The 18,167-nt window shown below is 65.3% G+C and carries 18 protein-coding genes and 1 pseudogene; 11 read left to right on the top strand and 8 right to left on the bottom strand.

Translation table 11 applies throughout. The annotated features are described in order from the left end of the window. Window positions 1–284: 284 nt before the first annotated feature. The 7 genes from AC0L3A_RS33515 to AC0L3A_RS33545 all read left to right on the top strand — a co-directional run bounded on the left by AC0L3A_RS33515 (window position 285) and on the right by AC0L3A_RS33545 (window position 7,197). Entirely contained in the window at window positions 285–677 is a 393-nt protein-coding gene (locus tag AC0L3A_RS33515; protein ID WP_007601043.1) for a BlaI/MecI/CopY family transcriptional regulator, read from the top strand. Next, window positions 674–3,193 carry a M56 family metallopeptidase gene (locus tag AC0L3A_RS33520; protein WP_473255973.1) on the top strand — a complete coding sequence of 840 codons (2,520 nt, stop codon included), beginning with the start codon at window positions 674–676 and terminating at the stop codon, window positions 3,191–3,193. Before AC0L3A_RS33515 ends, AC0L3A_RS33520 begins: the two co-directional genes overlap by 4 nt. A 167-nt stretch (window positions 3,194–3,360) precedes the next feature. Further along, on the top strand, window positions 3,361–4,812 hold the full coding sequence (locus AC0L3A_RS33525) for a DUF1800 domain-containing protein (RefSeq protein WP_473255974.1): 1,452 nt from the start codon (window positions 3,361–3,363) through the stop codon (window positions 4,810–4,812). A gap of 2 nt (window positions 4,813–4,814) precedes the next feature. Further along, window positions 4,815–6,065 carry a DUF1501 domain-containing protein gene (locus tag AC0L3A_RS33530; RefSeq protein WP_007601049.1) on the top strand — a complete coding sequence of 417 codons (1,251 nt, stop codon included), beginning with the start codon at window positions 4,815–4,817 and terminating at the stop codon, window positions 6,063–6,065. A 30-nt stretch (window positions 6,066–6,095) separates the two neighbouring features. Then, the gene (locus tag AC0L3A_RS33535) at window positions 6,096–6,320 is read left to right on the top strand and encodes a hypothetical protein (RefSeq protein ID WP_007601051.1); all 225 of its coding nucleotides are present in this window, start codon (window positions 6,096–6,098) and stop codon (window positions 6,318–6,320) included. Window positions 6,321–6,414: 94 nt separating this feature from the next. Further along, the gene (locus tag AC0L3A_RS33540) at window positions 6,415–6,930 is read left to right on the top strand and encodes a septal ring lytic transglycosylase RlpA family protein (protein ID WP_007601053.1); all 516 of its coding nucleotides are present in this window, start codon (window positions 6,415–6,417) and stop codon (window positions 6,928–6,930) included. 111 nt (window positions 6,931–7,041) lie between these two features. After that, complete coding sequence (locus AC0L3A_RS33545; protein WP_198288273.1) at window positions 7,042–7,197, top strand: hypothetical protein; 156 nt, start codon at window positions 7,042–7,044, stop codon at window positions 7,195–7,197. 20 nt (window positions 7,198–7,217) lie between these two features. Here AC0L3A_RS33545 and AC0L3A_RS33550 read toward each other — a convergent pair whose 3' ends face one another. From AC0L3A_RS33550 to AC0L3A_RS33560, 3 genes and pseudogenes are all read right to left on the bottom strand, one after another. After that, a complete protein-coding gene (locus tag AC0L3A_RS33550) occupies window positions 7,218–7,523 on the bottom strand; it encodes a hypothetical protein (RefSeq protein ID WP_007601056.1) in 306 nt (101 codons plus the stop codon). 86 nt (window positions 7,524–7,609) lie between these two features. After that, window positions 7,610–7,882: a hypothetical protein gene (locus AC0L3A_RS33555; protein ID WP_007601058.1), complete on the bottom strand. Its 273-nt coding sequence runs from the start codon at window positions 7,880–7,882 to the stop codon at window positions 7,610–7,612. A gap of 129 nt (window positions 7,883–8,011) precedes the next feature. Further along, window positions 8,012–10,703 (bottom strand): annotated as a pseudogene (locus tag AC0L3A_RS33560) (flavin-containing monooxygenase). 260 nt (window positions 10,704–10,963) lie between these two features. Between AC0L3A_RS33560 and AC0L3A_RS33565 the strand changes: the two are divergent. Both AC0L3A_RS33565 and AC0L3A_RS33570 read left to right on the top strand, forming a co-directional pair. Further along, window positions 10,964–11,140: a hypothetical protein gene (locus AC0L3A_RS33565; protein WP_245286002.1), complete on the top strand. Its 177-nt coding sequence runs from the start codon at window positions 10,964–10,966 to the stop codon at window positions 11,138–11,140. 81 nt (window positions 11,141–11,221) lie between these two features. Continuing rightward, a complete protein-coding gene (locus AC0L3A_RS33570) occupies window positions 11,222–12,682 on the top strand; it encodes a carboxylesterase/lipase family protein (protein WP_219683491.1) in 1,461 nt (486 codons plus the stop codon). Between the two features lie 17 nt (window positions 12,683–12,699). Here the strand turns inward: AC0L3A_RS33570 and AC0L3A_RS33575 are convergent, their stop codons facing one another. Next, the gene (locus AC0L3A_RS33575) at window positions 12,700–12,879 is read right to left on the bottom strand and encodes a hypothetical protein (RefSeq protein WP_007601069.1); all 180 of its coding nucleotides are present in this window, start codon (window positions 12,877–12,879) and stop codon (window positions 12,700–12,702) included. A 156-nt stretch (window positions 12,880–13,035) separates the two neighbouring features. On the opposite strand from AC0L3A_RS33575, the gene AC0L3A_RS33580 reads away from it, so the two are divergent. Beyond that, on the top strand, window positions 13,036–13,830 hold the full coding sequence (locus AC0L3A_RS33580; protein ID WP_473255975.1) for a DODA-type extradiol aromatic ring-opening family dioxygenase: 795 nt from the start codon (window positions 13,036–13,038) through the stop codon (window positions 13,828–13,830). Window positions 13,831–13,926: 96 nt separating this feature from the next. On the opposite strand, the gene AC0L3A_RS33585 is transcribed toward AC0L3A_RS33580, so the two are convergent. The 3 genes from AC0L3A_RS33585 to glgC are packed head-to-tail and all read right to left on the bottom strand — an operon-like array spanning window position 13,927 to window position 16,937. Continuing rightward, window positions 13,927–14,187 (bottom strand): SemiSWEET transporter, encoded by a 261-nt coding sequence (locus AC0L3A_RS33585; protein ID WP_007601071.1) that lies wholly within the window; start codon window positions 14,185–14,187, stop codon window positions 13,927–13,929. 36 nt (window positions 14,188–14,223) lie between these two features. Continuing rightward, the gene (glgA, locus tag AC0L3A_RS33590; protein WP_473255976.1) at window positions 14,224–15,678 is read right to left on the bottom strand and encodes a glycogen synthase GlgA; all 1,455 of its coding nucleotides are present in this window, start codon (window positions 15,676–15,678) and stop codon (window positions 14,224–14,226) included. Then, a complete protein-coding gene (gene glgC / locus AC0L3A_RS33595; protein WP_007601076.1) occupies window positions 15,675–16,937 on the bottom strand; it encodes a glucose-1-phosphate adenylyltransferase in 1,263 nt (420 codons plus the stop codon). Before glgC ends, glgA begins: the two co-directional genes overlap by 4 nt. Window positions 16,938–17,272: 335 nt before the next feature. Between glgC and AC0L3A_RS33600 the strand changes: the two genes are divergently transcribed. After that, the gene (locus AC0L3A_RS33600; protein WP_007601077.1) at window positions 17,273–17,710 is read left to right on the top strand and encodes a hypothetical protein; all 438 of its coding nucleotides are present in this window, start codon (window positions 17,273–17,275) and stop codon (window positions 17,708–17,710) included. A 204-nt stretch (window positions 17,711–17,914) separates the two neighbouring features. Here AC0L3A_RS33600 and AC0L3A_RS33605 read toward each other — a convergent pair whose 3' ends face one another. After that, entirely contained in the window at window positions 17,915–18,094 is a 180-nt protein-coding gene (locus AC0L3A_RS33605) for a hypothetical protein (RefSeq protein ID WP_007601079.1), read from the bottom strand. Window positions 18,095–18,167 lie beyond the last annotated feature (73 nt).

Genomic DNA, 18,167 nt, shown 5'->3' on the forward strand with positions numbered 1-18,167 from the left:
GTCGTGGGGGGGGGGGGGGGGGGGGGGGGGGGGGGGGGGGGGGGGGGGGGGGGGGGGGGGGGGCCCCCCCCCCCCGCCCCCCCCCCCCCCCCCCCCCCCCCGGGGGGGCGCCCCCCCCGGCAGTCTGCTAGCCCGATCGAAAGTCGATCCGACTTGCGAGAGGTTATTTCCGCGGTTCGGTCAGCACGCGATACCATTTCAGGTAGAAACTCCGTTGCGCGGCGCGGGCGTATATGCGACGCTCTGTAGCGTTACAAGAAAATGCGAAACCAAGGTAAGCCGCCATGGACGATCGTTTGCCGGACCTGGGCGACCTCGAGCACGAGGTCATGCAACTGGTTTGGGCCCATGGTCCTGTCACGGCCGAGGTTGTGCGCGAGAAGCTGTCGCGTCGGCTGAAGGAATCGACGGTCCGCACGGTGCTGCGCCGGCTGGAAGAAAAGGGCTATGCTCGGCACACGGTGGACGGACGCACCTATGTCTACCACGCAGCCGAAGCGCGCGCGCGGGTTGCGGCCAAGGCGGTGCAGCGCATCGTCGACTGGTTCTGCAACGGCTCGATGGAGGAGGTCCTCGTCGGCATGGTCGACAATGCAATGCTCGACCAGCAGCAGTTGCGCACGCTGGCCGACCAGGTGGCCAAGGCGAAGAAGGCGAGGGGAGTGAAGAAAGAATGATCGCAACTCTGGCGGAGGCGGCGCTGCGCTCCCTTGTGCTGGGAGGCGTCGTCTGGTTCGGTCTCAACCTGTTTCGCGTGCGCAATCCGCACGTCCACATGACGGCGTGGGTCGTCGTGCTGCTGGCATCGCTGGCGATGCCCTTGGTGATGCATTGGCCGACGGTCACGATCACTCGGCTGCCATTGCCGGTATCGGTGCCGGCTGATGTCCTGCCGGCTGATATCTCGATGTTTGAGATGCCGCAGCCCATGCAGCCGATCGCGCCCGGCGCGGCGATTGCTTCTCCGGCGCAGAGCGGCGTCTCGATCAATTGGTGGCTGATCGCCACCGTCGTCCATGCCGGCGTTGCCAGCCTGTTGCTGCTGCGGCTGGCCATCGGCCTCTGTCTGACCTGGCGCCTCGCGCGCGCGGCAAGACCGATCAACGGTCTGCAGATGGTCGACGCCGATGTGCGCGTCAGCCGCGACGTCGGCGGCCCCGTCACGTTTGGCTCGACCATTCTGGTGCCGCCGCAATTTGCCGGCTGGGACGCCAAGAAGCGGCTCGCGGTGCTCGCGCATGAGGGCGCGCATGTCGCCAACCGCGATTTCTATATCCTCCTGCTCGCTTCCCTCAATCGCGCGGTGTTCTGGTTCAGCCCGTTCGCCTGGTGGCAGCTCGCGCGTCTTGCCGAACTTGCCGAGATCATCAGTGACGCCGAGGCGATCGAGGTGATCGACGATCGGCTGTCCTATGCGGAAATCCTGCTTGATTTCGCAAGCACGGTAAACCCGCGGCCGGTCGAGCTCGCGATGGCGCGGGCCTCGACCGTGCGCGCGCGCGTCGAGCGCATCATCGCGACTGCCGTGATGCCGGTCGCGGTCGGCTGGCGCAAGCGGCTGTGGATCGCGGCCGCGATCGTCCCGGCCGTGATCGTGTCCGCCGGCATGATCGCCTATCGCACCCCGGAGCCTGCGCCGCTCGCCGCCGATAGTGGAGAGGTGCCGGCCCAGCATTACCGCCCCTTCGTCAACTTCTACGCCATGGGCCCGGGCTCGGTGTTCGCCATCTTCCGCGAGGGTGACGATCTCTACGGCCAGCTCACCGGGCAACGTCGGCTGCGCCTGACGGTCGGCAGTGACGGCACCGCGTCCTACATGGCTTCGTCCGGCGAGATCACGTTCCCGCTCGACGCGGAACGCCGCTCCTCCGAACTGATGCTGCGGCTCAACGGCCGCGACGTGCGCGCATTGCGCGTCGCCGAGATGCCGGCGCCGACGACCGAACCTGCCTCGCTCGACCAATATGTCGGCTGGTACAGGATTGCGCCGAACCGCGTGCTCACCGTGCGCCGCGATGGCGACCGTCTCTCGTTGCAGGAAACCGGGCAGGGTACGACGCAAGTCCTGGCCGAGGGCACTGATGCCTTCTCCTTCCGCGGCGACCATCTCGTGATCTTCCTGCGCGACGAGCAGTCGAAGGTCTCGCGCGTGTTGCTCCAAAGTGCGGTTTTCGGCGCCCGCCTCGCAGCCCGCGTCGATGCGGCGGTGGCTCAGGCCGTCGAAGCGGATTTCGCGCGCCGCCTTGCCGAAGTCCCCGATCGCTTCAGGGAGCAGGTCCCGGCGGTCGGCGGCAAGGAGATGATCGTGCGCGGGATCGAGGATCTGCGCGCCGGCACGCCGAACTACGATCGCATGAGCGCGCCGCTCGCCGCCAAGATCCACCGCCAGCTCAATGAAATGCACGCGACGTTCGTCGCGCTCGGCGGATTGGAATCGATCTTCTTCCGCGGCGTCGGCCCCGGCGGCTACGACATCTATGGCGCGAAGTTCGAGAACGGCACGGCCGAATTCCGCCTGCTGCTCGAGCCCGATGGCAAGGCCGGCGATGTCATCTTCCGAGCCGACGGTAACGACGAGCTCGGTGGCATCGTGCCTTGCTCGGAGGAGGCGAACGTGCGCGGCCGTGCCGGCACCTCGCCGATCAGGATCATGGTCTATAACGAGATGGGCGACGACATCCAGGTCTTCAATCTCGATGCCGACGGCAATCGCAAGACGCAGAGCGTCGTCAGGCCCAACATGACTTGGGCTTCCACCACCACCGTGAACAATCCGTGGGTGATTGCCGACAAGTCGGGACGGTGCATGGAGATCCTGGTGCCGGGTCGGCAAACGCGCTTCCACAATGTCGAGGCCTCAAACCTCGGCGCGCGTCCGGGTCGCGCAGCGCGGCGCGCCGTTCCGATCGCCAATGGCGAGGAGATGCTGCGCCGTTACATCGAGGGCGTCGGCCGGGGACAGCCGGACTACGAGCGCATGACGTCGGAAGTCGCCGACATCACACGCGCGCAGCTTCCGTTCGATCAGGCGATTCTGACGCGGCTGGGTGCGCTGCGTGCGGTCTCCTTCCGCGGCGTCACCGCGCTCGACAGCGATATCTATGTTGCCCAGTTCGCCAACGGTTCGGCGGAATGGCGCATCGGTGTCAGAAACGGCACGATCACGAAAATCGCGCTCGGGCCGAATTTTTAGGACGAGCGCCGCTGCCGCTCTGCGGGAGTGGTGGCGCCCGAGTTCGTGGCGGCGGTCGCTCAATCTATGCTTGCAGACTCACGTCGTGAATGCTACAATACGTAGCATTACGGTTCGTAGCTTCGCGCCGACACCGTCGGCAGGCTCGAAAGAATTAGGCATTCGTTATGAGCAGTTCTGCAAAGGCCGATTCTGTGCTGGCGCTTCATCGCTTCGGAATGGGGCCGCGTCCGGGATCGATTGCGGCTGTCGGGACCGACCCGCGTGGCGCGCTGATCGCCGAGCTCGACCGTCCGCTCGTCCTGAACGCTGCCGCCACCCTCCCCTCCAGCGCAAAGGCCTATCGCACCGTGGCCGATGCCAATGCGCGGCGCACGGCGCGCGCCAAGCAGGCCCAGCAGCAGGCTAAAAAGCAGCAGGTGGCGGCGACGCCGACCATGTCGGAAGACCAGACGCAAGGGCAGGGAGCGGACAAGGACGCCGCCGAGATGGCGGCCAAGCAGGCAGCCGACGCCATTCCCGATCCCGGACGTCCGATCTATTTGCAGGAAGCCAAGGTGCGCACCGAAGCTGCGCTTTCCGCCGACATCGGTTTCGCCGAGCGGCTGGTGTGGTTCTGGTCCAACCATTTCTGCGTCTCGGCCAACCGGATCCAGAGCATGTCCGGCGCCTATGAGCGCGAAGCCGTTCGCGTAAATGCGCTCGGCCGCTTCGTCGATCTCCTGCTGGCCGTCGAGGGTCATCCGGCGATGCTGGTCTATCTCGACAATCTTGGTTCGATGGGCGCGAATTCGACGGCCGGCATCAACCGTAGCAGCGGCCTCAACGAAAACTTCGCGCGCGAGATCATGGAACTGCATACGCTCGGCGTGCGCGCCGGCTACACCCAGGACGACGTCATCAGCTTCGCCAATGTGCTGACCGGCTGGACGCTGGTGCCGCCGGGCGCCGATCCTCAGCACGGCGGCGATTTCACCTTCAATCCGCGGCTGCACGAGCCCGGCGGACAGACCGTGCTCGGCAAGCGCTACGAGCAGGAGGATGCCGAGCAGGGCCGCGCCGTGTTGCGCGATCTCGCCGCGCATCCCGCGACCGCGACCCATGTCGCCACCAAGCTCGCGCGCCATTTCGTCGCCGACGATCCGCCGCCGGTGCTGGTCGAGCAGATGGCAAAAACCTTTCGCGACACCGAGGGCGATCTCAAGCAGGTCGCGATTGCGATGGTGTCCTCGGACGAGGCCTGGCGCGGGCCGCCGTCAAAGCTCAAGCGCCCCGGCGAATGGGTCGTCGGCATGGTGCGTGCGACCGGCATCACGGTCGTCGATCCCGTCCGCTTCACCGGCGGCCAGGAACTGCTCGGCGAGGCGCTGTGGCGTCCGTCGGCGCCGAAGGGCTATCCGGATGACGAGCCCAGCTGGATCGACGGCGTCGGCCGGCGGCTCGACGTCGCCAACAATTTCGCCGAGCGCATCACTGGCATGGCCGATCCGCAGGCGATCATCGAGGACGTCTTCGGATCCGAGATCGCGCCCGAGGTGAAGCAGGCGGTCGGCCGTGCCGAGAGCCGGCAGCAGGCGTTGGCGCTCTTGTTCATGTCGGCGGATTTTCAGAGGAGGTGAGCATGGGCGTCGTCAATCATTTGCCCACGCGGCGCGAGCTTCTGGTCGGGTCCGGCGCGCTGTTCGCGTGGAGCCAGATGCCTGGGATCGCGCGCGCCGAAGGGCGCGATCCGCGACTGCTGGTCATCGTGCTGCGCGGAGCGCTCGACGGCCTCGGCGCGGTTGCGCCGGTCGGCGATCCCGACTGGATTTCCTTGCGCGGCGATCGTGCGCTGGTGCTGGACGGCAAGCCGCCAGCGCTGCCGCTCGATGCCTTCTTCGCGCTCAATCCGGCGATGCCGAACCTGCATCGGCTCTACAAGAGCGGCAAGGCTGCCATCGTCCATGCCACCGCGACGCCCTATCGCGAGCGTTCGCATTTCGACGGCCAGGACGTGCTGGAAAGCGGGCTCGTCAAGCCCGGCATGACCAGCTCGGGATGGCTCAACCGCGCGCTGCTCGCGCTGGAATCCGGCGGGCGTGTCGACCCGCGCGGCAGCCGCGCGCTCGGCATCGGCTCCGTGACGCCGCTGGTGGTGCGCGGTTCGGCGCCTGTCATGACATGGGTGCCGCAGCGATTGTTGCCGGCGAGCGAGGACACGCAGAACCGCCTGCTCGATCTCTACCAGCACACCGATCCGAAGCTTGCGACCGTGCTCCAGGCCCGCATGAAGCTCGCTTCGCTCGGCGGCGCATCGGGCACGGGCGATCCGATGTCTGACGATCCGACCTTGGCGCCGCCCGGCATCGCGCGCGTCCGCGCCTACTTCGCCGAAGCCGCCGGCACGGCCGCGCGCTATCTCGCCAAGCCCGACGGTCCGCGCGTCGGCGCCATGGGCTTCGTCGGCTGGGATACGCACATCGCCGAGGGCGCGGCCTCGGGCCAGCTCTACAATCTGCTCGGTGCGCTCGACGGCGCCTTTGCCGCAATCGAGAGCAACATGGGCGAAGCGTGGCGCGAGACAGTCGTGGCCGTTGTCACGGAGTTCGGGCGAACCGCGCGCATCAACGGTACGCAGGGCACGGACCACGGTACGGGCACGGTCGCTTTCCTGATCGGCGGCGGGCTCACCGGTGGCCGCGTGATCGCGGACTGGCCGGGCCTGAAGCCGGCGCAACTCTTCGAGGATCGCGATCTCAAGCCGACCACGGATTTGCGCGCAGTGTTGAAGGGCCTGCTGAGGGATCATCTGCGTGTCGAGGAGAAGGTGCTCGCAGACGCCGTCTTCCCGGGCAGCGCCGACGTCAGGCCGATGGGAGGCCTCGTCGGCTGACGACGCGGCTCTCGCAACCGGATCGGGTTCATGATGTGCACGCTGACACAACGGGAGCTCGACTTTCTCGCCAGCCTGAAAACCGGCTGGCGGCGGCTCTATTGGCGCGAGCTCGCGCGACTCTCGAGGAGCGACGCCGAGCCTGGCGAGGTTCAGCCGCAGATGCGCCCGATGATCTGGCGCGTCGTATCGGGCCTCTCCGACGAGTCTGTCTCGATTCAGGACAAGCCAGTGTGGTGGAATCGTCACAGCTAAACGCGAAACGGCTGCGGCCTCAGGCGCGCTTTCGTTCCGACAAGGTTCTGCCCTCATTGCCCACCGAAACTCGGGGCCGTTCGGAGGGCGCATCATGTCTCGATTTGCACGTGCCGAAACTGCCCGGATTTCGCCGGCAACCCTGTGCCGGATCCTGCTCGCCGTCATCGGCGCGGCGTCGCTTGCGGCGTGTGCGCAATCGCCGGTCGGCCGCCAGAAGGCCGATCTCGGCACCCACCGCCAAGCCGCTGTCGAACGACCGCACAGGGTGGCGGCGCTGCATCCGCGTCCGATCAGCCGGGCGCGCGTCCCCGACGGTGATGCAAAGCAAAGCGTCTCGCACGGCGTCGCCAGCTTCTATTCGGACACGGAGACGGCAAGCGGCGAGCGGTTTGACAAGAACGAATTGACCGCGGCCCATCCCAGCCTGCCGTTCGGCACTAAGCTGCGCGTCACCGATGTCTCGTCCGGCCGGTTCGTGACCGTCAGGATCAACGATCGCGGGCCGTATGTTCGCGGACGCGTGGTCGACATCTCTCCCTCCGCGGCTGAGGCGCTCGGCATGGTCGACAAGGGTGTCACCAATGTCCGGCTCGACGTGGTGCGATAATTTGCAGTGACATCGATCCGAAATGCTGTGCTTAACCGACTGTTAGCCGCCTCCAGCGCACCATGGATACCGAGCAATTCGGGAATCCACCGAAGCAATTGGGGGCGGCGTTTGACCACGATCCAGTATCTCGAAGATCAGGCCGCACGCGCCGAGCGGCTGGCCAAACGGATCACGGATACATTGACGATCGAAAAGCTCCTGACCTTCGCGGGCGAACGCCGCCGCGAGATCGAGGTCATCGCCGGCAAGTACCGGCGCGCCTGATTTTCATCCTCCATGCACGCTCAGCTATGGCTCTCGACGAAGTCGCTGAGATAGTCGGGCAGCGTCACGCCATCGATGTCGCAGCGCGCCCGAATCTCGCCGGCGACGTCGGTCGAGATGTCCTTCATCCAGTGCTCGAGCGTGTTGAAGGAGATGACCTTGACGGGGTCGTTGAAGCAGCCGGCGACGAGTTCGCCAATCGTGGCGTCGAGATCGCTTCGCTCGACACGGATTTCGGTCGCCTTGTCGAGGCGGTCGATCACCACGAACAGGGTCTGGTCTGCGCCATAGGGCACGACCGGGGCTGGCACGCCGGCTTCAAGCATGTGAGGCACTCACGCCTTCGCTTCCGATCACCATCAACGGGAAAAACCGGAAGAAGGTTCCTGCGGTCAGCAAGCTTCTGCGAAGATCAGAGAAATTCGCGCAGGCGCGCCAGCTCGGTGATGTGCTCAGGCGAGAGGATGTCCGTGACCAGCGGCGGCTGCGCGATCGTGCGGATCTCATAGAGATGCCGGGTCGCCGCCGGCTTCGCCATGAACGCCGAGATGCATTCGTCGAGCGTGCCCTCGATCACCTGGTACGACGCTCGGTCCGACCGTCGCCGGTTCGCAAGCGATGGCCATTTATGCAGCACCGCAAGGACACCAAAATCGACCTTTGAATCCCCAACTACGTCCCCCATCGTCCCGCCTCACGCAAAAAGAACCCCGGCACACGATCCTGCGTACCGGGGCCTACACCCATTACTGCATCTCAATGCCACAGCACCAAACGCGATGACGGGGAAATAGTTCCCGGCCAATGTTCGCTTTCAGCTCGCGGCCGCGGCGATTCTATGCCCTGGGCCGGTGTGACTGTGGCTGGTCTCATCGCCGCGACCAACTTCGGGCGGAAGCCCGGCGAAGCGCCGCAAGGCCTCGGCCATCTGCACCCGGCCGGAGACCCCGGTGATCACCACGTCCACCATGGTGAACGACGAATGGAAATGGCCGCGCGCCCTAAGTTGCTCGACCGGGACGCCGGCGGCAGCCATTTTCTCGGCATAGGCGATGCCTTCGTCACGCAGGGGGTCGAATTCGCAGGTGACGACGAAGGCCGGCGGCAACCCTGAGACCTTGCCGCGGAGCGGCGAGACGCGCGGATCGGTGCGGTCGGCCGGCGAGCAATAGAGGTCCCAGAACCAGTACATTAGCGACCGGGTCAGGAAATAGCCGGTCGCATTGTCGTTGTAGGAGGGGCGGTCGAAGCTGCAGTCGGTGACCGGGCAGATCAGGAGCTGACCCGCGATATCAGGGCCGCCGCGATCGCGCGCAAGCTGGCAGGTGACGGCGGCGATGTTGCCGCCGGCGCTCCAGCCCGCGACCAGCACCGGGCCCGGCCTGCCGCCGAGCGCGGCGGCGTGCTCCGCGATCCAGCGCGTCGCCGCGTAGCCGTCTTCGGCCGCGGCCGGGAAACGATGCTCGGGCGCATGACGATAGCCGACGCTGACGAGCATCATGCCGGTCCGCCGCACCATGTCGCGGCAGAACGGCTCGTCGGATTGCTCGTCGCCGAGCACCCAGCCGCCGCCGTGGAAATAGACCACGACCGGATGCGGCCCCGGTGTTGCCGGCCGGTACACCCGGTAGGGCAGCGGGCCGTCGGCGCCGGGCAGGGTGCCGTCGACGATCTCGCCGATCGGCCGTCCAGCCGGGCGGCCCTTGTTGAACTCGTCGACGAAGGCGCGAGCGCCGAGCGCGCCCATCGACTCTATCGGCGGCAGGTTGAGCGACGCCAGCAGGTTCAGCACCAGCCGCACATCTGGCTGGAGGCGCACCACCTCGCCGTCATTGCATTGCGCGGCGACATCGGGGCCGGTCAGCTTGAAGCCGAGCATGCCCCGGCTGACGACCTCGTCGCAGATGCTGCGATAGGGACCGACACCGCCGGTATAGGGCATCAGCCCCTGCACCTTGCCGGGAACGTTGGCGCCGGTGTACCAGGTGTTGGCGAGCCGGTGCAGCGTCACCATCGAGCAGTCGGCCATGTGCCTGCCCCAGCCGGCCTGCGCCGTCGCGGTCGGCTCGATCGTGGTGAAGCCGGCGTCGCGCAATGCTGCGAGACGACCGACCACCCAGTCGACATGCTGTTCGATCGACACTGCCATGTTCGACAGCACCGACGGGCTGCCGGGGCCGGTGATCATGAAGAAGTTCGGGAAGCCTGCGACGGTGAGCCCGAGATAGGTCTGCGGCCCCTGCGCCCAGACATCGGTGAGCGATCTGCCGCCGCGTCCGCTGATCGGGTGCACGGCGCGGATCGCGCCGGTCATGGCGTCGAAGCCGGTCGCGAACACGATGACGTCGACGTCAACGCTGCGCGTGCCCGTGGTGATGCCGCTCGAGGTGATCGCCTTGATCGGCTCCTGCCGCAGATTGACCAGCGTGACGTTCGGCCGGTTGTAGGTCGCGTAATAGTTGGTATCGAGGCAGGGACGTTTGGCGCCGAACGGATGATCGTCCGGCATCAGCGCCGCGGCGGTCTCGGGGTCTTTGACGGCGGCGCGGATCTTCTCGCGGATCAGGTCCTGGACGATCTTGTTGCCGTCGATGTCGACCGCCTGGTCGGCCCAGAGCTGGGTCAGGATGTGGACGAGGTCGCCGGCCGCCCAGGCGCGTTCGAACCGCTCACGACGCTCGGCATCGCTTAATTGCCAGCTCACGACCGTCTGCTGCGGATAGGGCACGCCGGCCATCGACTGGCGCGCCTGCTCGCGATAGGCCGCTCGATCGCCTTGCAGCAGGCTCATGCGATCGGAAGGCGCAGGGCCGTTATGCGCCGGTAATGCGAAATTCGGCGTGCGCTGGAACACGGTCACGTGTGCGGCCTGTTCGGCGATCAGCGGGATCGATTGGATGGCCGACGATCCCGTGCCGATCACCGCGACGCGTTTTCCTGCGAGATTGACGCCGTCATGCGGCCAGCGTCCGGTGAAATAGACCTCGCCCTTGAAGTCCTTGACGCCGTCGATCTCCGGCGGCTTCGGCGCCGAGAGGCAGCCGGTGGCCATGATGTAATGGCGGCAGGAGACCGCTGCGCCATTGTCGGTGGTGAGCTGCCAGCGTTCGGTGGCCTCGTCCCATTTCGCTTCCGTGACTTTGGTCTTGAAGCGGATGTCACGCCTGAGATCATAGCGGTCGGCGACGAAGCCGAGATAGCGCAGGATCTCCGGCTGGGTCGCGTATTTCTCCGACCAGGTCCAGGCGGTCTCGAGATCGGGATCGAAGGTGTAGCTGTAATCGATGGTCTGGATATCGCAGCGCGCGCCGGGATATCGGTTCCAGTACCAGGTGCCGCCGACGTCGCCGGCTTCTTCGAGGCCGACCGCCGTCAGGCCGGCCTTGCGCAGCCGATGGAGAAGATAGAGGCCGGCAAATCCGGCACCGACCACGGCAACATCGACCTGCTGGCTGGTTCCGCGCCCCGCGTCAGAAGGCACGCGCAGCAACCATTGCATCAGGCATGGCATTTCCTCCCGTCTGTTTTGTTTTGCCGGCAGGCTATCGCTGCAGGTTCGGCTTGTCATCACGGCATGTGCAATCTTCGGTAGCCATTTGCGGCGTCATCATGGCCGCGTGAATGTTGCGGCAGCACACGCATCGCGATGCACAATGGCCGTGATTTCCCGGGCTAATCAGGGTCGATCCACCTGTGTATGCTCTTGTTTTTGCCACGCGTGCCGACGGGCGTCATGACAGAGTTGAGTGAACGGACCAAAGCGAACATGGACGTCGTCCTTGAGGAGACGTGCCGCCAACTGCCGCACGGCGGCGATCACGACAGCCGCAGGTTCATCGCCCAGCGGCTGATCGAGGCAGCGCAGTCCGGTCACACCACGCTCGGTGAACTCGGCATCATCGCACGGCACGCACTGGCGGAGCTTGCGGCCAAGCGGAGCTAGGCGCAGCCGCGGCGCTTGCCTCGCAGCGGGCCACGGACATAACCTGCCCAAAATCCTTCCGCGCATCGAGATGCTCCGAAGATGCGGTCCGTGTTCGCGCTGTTTGCGACGTCTCTCGTCCTCTGTTGCGCCGGCTCGGCCGTGGCCCAGCCGGTCGGCCAATTTCCATTTGCGCTGACGCGCGAAGGACAGATGCTTGGCGCCGTCGAAGGCGAGATAGCCTCGTTCAAGGGGCTGGCCTATGCGGCCGCGCCGATCGGGCCGCTGCGCTGGCGTCCGCCGCAGGCCGCGCCCGAGAGTTCGGAGATGCGCACCGCCTATGCCTATGGCGCGCCGTGTCTTCAGCCCTCGCTGCCGGGTTCGAGCGAGGATTGCCTGACGCTGAACGTGTTCCGTCCGTTTGGGGTCGACGGCCCGCTGCCGGTGATGATGTTCATCCACGACGGCGCTTTCGTCAGCGGCACCGCGAATGATCCGCTGTTCGATGGTGCCAGGCTCGCGCAAGCCGGCGTCATCGTGGTGACCGTGAATTTTCGCCTCGGCGCGTTCGGCTGGCTCAGCGATCCCGCGCTGTCGGAAGGCGGCTCCGGTAATTACGGCCTGATGGACCAGATCGCGGCGCTGCATTGGGTGCACGACAACATCGCGGCCTTCGGCGGCGATCCCGCCAACGTCACCTTGTTCGGCAGTGGCGCAGGCGCGACCTCGATCGCGCTGCTGATGCTGTCTGAGCAATCGCGCGATCTCTTCCAGAGAGCCATTCTGCAATCGATCCCCGGCCGTGCGCGCCTGCGTTCGGCACAAGAGGCCGAGATTGTGGGTCGGCAATTCATGGCGGCTATGGGGCGACAGGCCGACTTGCGCGCAGCCGAGCCGCGACGCCTGCTTGCCGTCGAAAAACATCTCCTGGAAAAATCACCGCGCAGCTTTGGGCCGACGATCGATGGAAGTCTGGTGAGCGAGGATGTCGCCGCGGGCTTCGCGGCCGGACATGAGAGCCGCATTCCCTTGATCATCGGCTCGAACGACGACGAGACCGGTTTCGACGACGAGCTGGATATCCGGGAAGAGCTGGCATCGTCGGGCACCACCAGCGATGAGCTGCGCAGGCTCTATTCTGACCTCGCCAGATCTTCCAGCCGCGCGGCAAGGTTTTACACCGACAAGATCTTCTCCGAGCCGGTGAGACTGCTGGCGCGCCTGCACGCCGCCAGCGGTGCGCCCACCTTTCGCTATCGCTTCGCCTATGTGCCGGAGGCACGGCGCGCCAACCCCGAGGGCGGTCACGGGCGGGAATTGCAGTTCATCTTCGGCGTGGAAGGCATGCCGGGTGCGGGCATCCTGTCACGAGCCGATCGCGAGGTCGCAAATCGCATGCGTGCCTACTGGATCAATTTCGCCAAGAGCGGCGATCCCAACGGTGCGGACCTGCCCCATTGGGACGCGGCCGCAGGCAGCGATCGCCTGCTGCTGATCACGAACGATCGCATCGCGAGCGGAGACGACCCCTGGTCGGAGCGCCTGGACCGGTTCGGGCGTTAGGGCAGGTTGAGTTGGATTTAAGCCGCGAGTTCGACGCGCGGCGCCGGGCTCAGCCGGTCTTCCTCCAGATAATCCATCGCGCCGTCTTTCTCGACGGCATAGAATTGCTGGCCTTCCTTCGACTTGTAGGCGGCGCGAACGACGCCGCGGCGGCCCTTGTCGCTGTTGACCACGTCCCCCAACGCAAACTTCTTCATTTCACGTCCCTGGCTGCTGGCCGACTCCTTCGGCTACCCCCCGGACTCTGGGCGAAAAATCGTTAACGTCTTGCTAACCATACGGGTTTGCCTATGCTCGCGGCCGATCGCGCGGGCAGCTCGCACGCGCGTTGCCAATGAAACGAGCCTTCGCTCATGGTGCGATTTCCGACCTTCTTCCTGTCGCATGGCGGCGGTCCCTGGCCGTTCATGGAAGACAGGCGGGTGCAATATGCGAAAACCGCCGGGGCGTTCGGCCAGCTGCCGCAGCTCTTGCCGGAGAGGCCGAAGGCCGTGCTCGTCATATCAGGACATTGGGAGGCTGACGCCTTCACCGTGTCCACCTCGGCGCATCCGCCGATGGTGTACGATTATCACGGTTTTCCCGAGCACACCTACCACCTCAAATATCCGGCGCCGGGGCGGCCCGAGCTCGCCGCCGAGGTGAAGGCGCTGCTCATGCGCGCGGGCGTCGATTGCCGGGAGGATCCCAACCAGGGCTTCGATCACGGCACCTTCGTGCCGCTCGGGCTGATGTATCCGAACGCCGACATGCCGATCGTGCTGCTGTCGCTGAGATCGACTTACGATCCGGCCGAGCACATCAGGGTGGGCCAGGCCATCACTTCGCTGCGGGACGAAGGCATTCTGATCGTCAGCAGCGGGCTGACCTATCACAACATGCGCGGGTTCGGCCGTGCCGAGTCGAAGCCGGTCTCGTATGATTTCGAGGCGTATCTGAACGAGGCGATCAGCCACGAGGACGCGGCGCGCCGCAACGCGATGCTGGTTGACTGGGAGAATGCACCGAGCGCGCGCCTTGCCCATCCGCGCGAAGATCATCTGCTGCCGCTGATGGTAGCCGCTGGCGCCGCCGGCAGCGACGCGGGCAAGCGCGTCTTCGTCGACGAGGTCGCGAATGTCGCGATGGCGTCGTATGTGTTCGGATGAATCGTAGGGTGGATTAGCGAAGCGTAATCCACCATCGGGCCGCAATGAAGGCGGCGGATTACGCCTTCGGCCAATCCGCCCTACGCAGCTTCGAGCTCACCCGTATTTCAGCTTCATGAACAGGATGCCGCCGGCGAGCACGATGGTGATGGCGTTTGCGGCGACGAGGGGCGCGTCGCCCGACAGCAGGCCGTAGACGAGCCAGAGCGCCAGCCCCAGCACCATGACCAGGAACATGCCGAGCGAAATATCGCCGGTGGAGCGGGTCTTCCACACTTTGATGGCTTGCGGCGCGTAGGCCACGGTGGTGCAGGTCGCGGCGGCAAAGCCGATCAGCTTGATCAAGAACGGGTCCATGACGGCTCTATAGCATTGATTCGACGATGTCGTGCCTCAGGCGCGCGCGGTCATGAGGCCGCGATAGAGCGCGGCATAGTCACCGGCGCGGTTGCGCCAGGACACGTCGGTCGCAAGGCCGCTCAGTTGCAGGCGGCGCCAGGTCAGCTTGTCGTGGAAGGCGATGTTGGCCTTGCGCAGCGTGCCCGCGAGAGCATCCGCAGTCACAGGACCGAACTTGAAGCCGGTGGCGTCCTGGCCCGATTTATCGGCCTCGCCGATATCGACGATGGTATCCTCGAGGCCGCCGACGCGCGAAACGATGGGCACGGCGCCGTAGCGCAACGCGCAGAGTTGGGTCAGGCCGCACGGCTCGAACCGCGAGGGCACGATGAGCGCGTCCGAGCCGGCCTGGATCAGATGCGCCATGATCTCGTCGTAGCCGATCACGACTCCGATCCGGCCAGGGTGCGCGCGCGCAACGGCCTGATAGCGATCCTGGAGATCGCGGTCGCCGCTGCCGAGCAGCGCGAGCTGCATGCCTTCGCGCAAAATGGTCGGGATGGCCTCGAGCAGGAGATCGAGCCCCTTCTGCCAGGACAGGCGGCTGATGACGCCGAGCAATGGCGCTTCGTCCGAGGAATCCAGATTGAACTGTTGCTGAAGCACCGCCTTGTTGGCGGCCCGGAACGTGAGGTCCTCCGCGCCGAAGCGGTAGGCGATGTGCGGATCTTCTTGCGGATTCCAAACGGATACATCGATGCCGTTGAGGATTCCGCTCAGCACGTTGGCGCGGGCGCGAAGCAGGCCGCCGAACCCCATGCCGCCCTCGTCGGTCTGGATCTCCTGCGCATAGGTCGGCGAGACCGTGGTGATGCGATCGGCGAATTGCAGGCCGGCCTTCAAAAAACTAATGCCGCCGAAATATTCGAGGTCGTTGACGCCATAGGCGCGCCAGGGCAGGCCAATCGAACCGATCAGCTCGGGCGCGAACTTGCCCTGATAGGCCATGTTGTGGATGGTCATCACGGTGGCGGGCCGCGGCCGATTGTCGTAGTGCAGATAGGCCGGCGCCAGCCCGGCCTGCCAATCGTGGGCATGCACCACGTCGGGCACGAAGGCAGGAACGAGGCCGTGGCCGATATCGGCCGCGATGCGCGACAGCGCGGCGAACCGCACGCCATTGTCCGCCCAGTCGACGCCTTCGACCGTCACGTAGGGGTTGCCAGGCCGTGCGTAGAGATGCGGCACGTCGAGCACGAACAGATCGAGGCCGTCATGCGAGCCGGCGAGCAGACGTCCGGGTCCGCCGAAATAATCCGGCCAGCGCCGGATTTCGTCGGCTCCGCCCAGCACCCGCATCACGTCCGGATAGCCCGGCATCAGCGTGCGCATCTCGACGCCATGCGCCTTGAGCGCAATCGGCAGCGCTCCCGCGACATCGGCGAGGCCGCCGGTCTTGACGATGGGATAAACTTCAGAGGCGACCGCGAGGACGCGAACAGGCGTCATGTATTGAGCCTGTCGAGCATCGGCTGGGTGATGAGCGAAATGCCCTGCTCGGTGGTGCGGAAGCGTCTTGCGTCCAATTCGGGATCTTCGCCGACGACGAGCCCTTCCGGGATCTCGACGCCGCGATCGATCACGACGTTCTTCAGGCGCGCGCCGCGACCGACATTGACGTAGGGCATGATCACGGCGTTCTCGACATTGGCGTAGGAGTTGACGCGCACGCCGGTGAACAGCAGTGAGCGCCGCAGCGAGGCGCCGGAAATGATGCAGCCTCCCGAGACCAGCGAGCTCACGGCCTGGCCGCGCCGGCTCTCCTCGTCGTGGACGAATTTTGCCGGTGGTGTGATCTCCGAATAGGACCAGATCGGCCAGGCGCTGTCGAACAAATCGAGCTCGGGCACTACGTCGGTAAGGTCGATATTGGCGGCCCAATAGGCGTCGACGGTGCCGACATCGCGCCAATAGGCGCGGGGGTCGCTGCCGGAGCGGACGCAGGAGGTCGAGTACTGGTGCGCCATGGCGCGGCCGTTCTTGACGAGGTAGGGGATGATGTCCCTGCCGAAATCGTGGTTGGAATTCGGATCCTCGGCGTCGCGCTTGAGCTCCTCGAACAGAAATTTCGCGTCGAACACGTAGATGCCCATGCTGGCGAGCGAGACGTCCGGCTTGCCCGGCATCGGCGGCGGATCTTTCGGCTTTTCCAGGAACTCTTTGATCCAGCCGTTCTCGTCGATATGCATGATGCCGAAGCCGGAAGATTCCTGGCGCGGCATCTCCAGGCACCCGACGGTGACGTCGGCGCCGCTGTCGACATGCTGGCGCAGCATCACCTCGTAATCCATTTTATAGATATGGTCGCCGGCGAGAACCACGATGAAACGGCAGGCGTGGGATTCGATGATGTCGATGTTCTGGTAGACCGCATCGGCCGTGCCGACGTACCACATGTTTTCGGAGACACGCTGGCTCGCCGGGAGGATGTCGAAGCTCTCGTTGCGCTCGGGACGGAAGAAGTTCCAGCCCATCTGAAGGTGCCGGATCAGGCTGTGCGCCTTGTACTGGGTGGCGACTGCGATGCGGCGGATGCCCGAGTTCACCGCGTTCGACAGTGCGAAATCGATGATGCGGGATTTTCCGCCGAAATAGACCGCGGGCTTGGCGCGTCGGTCGGTCAGCTCCAGGAGCCGGCTGCCGCGTCCGCCGGCCAGGACGAACGCCAGCGCCTGACGGGCAAGCGGCTCGGGTCTCGCGGCACTCATGTCATTCTCCCACAACTCTGGCGCTCGCGAGAAGCCTCCCGGCCGCGCTCATTTGGAACCGATAGTAACGGCACGAATAGTAAATCGGGAAGGTGGTTGTTGGTTGCGAATGCGCCGGAAGCTTAATGCTTTGCCGCGGTGATCGGGCCCCAGGCACCGTCTTGCCGGTGTCACACGCGGTGAGGTTGTCGAGCCCGTCGGGACCCGGTTGATCAGAATGGAGGCATGCGTCTTGTGCGGTGCACGCAAAACTCGAGGCTTTGACCTCGCGCCAGGATGCCCGAGGATGGCGCTGCGATCCATGTCCAAGCCAAACGTCAGAAAGGAGTAAGACGATGAGGATCTGGAAAACGGCAGTCGCCTGTTCGCTCGCCGCTGCGGTCATAGCGGGAGGAATGGAGCAAGCCGCGGCGGCTCCGCTGCCCACCAATGTCGCAACCATGAAGGCCGCCGTCGGCGATGATGTCACGCAGGTGCACTGGCGCGGCCGAGGTTTTGGATGGGGTCTCGGCGGCCTTGCCGCTGGCGCGATCATCGCAGGAGCCATCGCCAGCAGCGCGCCTTACGGCTATGGCTACTATGGCGGTGGGCCCTACTACGGCGGCTACGGATATCCGGGTTATGGCTACGGCTATGGTTATGCGCCGGCCTATTACGGCTATGGTCCGGCCTATGCTTATCCGCGCTACTATCGGCCTTACCGCCCGTATTTCGGCCCTCGTTACGGCTACTACCGGCCGTATTACCGGCACTATCACCGCGCGTATTGGTGATCGATCAAACGGGCGGACCCGCTCGCCGCAGGGCGGCGACGCTGAAGAGGTTTGGGGGCTGCTGGACGCAAGCGGCCCGATCGGCTTGCGCGCGTTGAACCCGGTGATGCGGGACGACGAGCCGGCCATGCCCGCCCGCGACAATCCCGATGCAGATCGCGACGATGATCGCGATCTCGATGCACCATTCGAGCGGTCCCGAGCTCATGGCAGCGCGATCGTGTTGGCGAGATCGAACTCGGACAGGCCCGGGCCGCCGCACGCAAGGTAGATGGCGACGAGGAAGATGCGGCTGAGGACGGTGACGCCCAATATGACCCTGACGTCGTAATGGCGAATGGCCAAAGCGAGAGGCGGGATCGCCAAATGTTTTAAAATGCTCATGGCCAACTCCTTGCCAAAATTCAGGCATCGACTGCCTGTCGACTGAAATGACAGCGTGATGAAAAGGCCGTCC

The organism is Bradyrhizobium sp. MI1.3 (assembly GCF_055811695.1).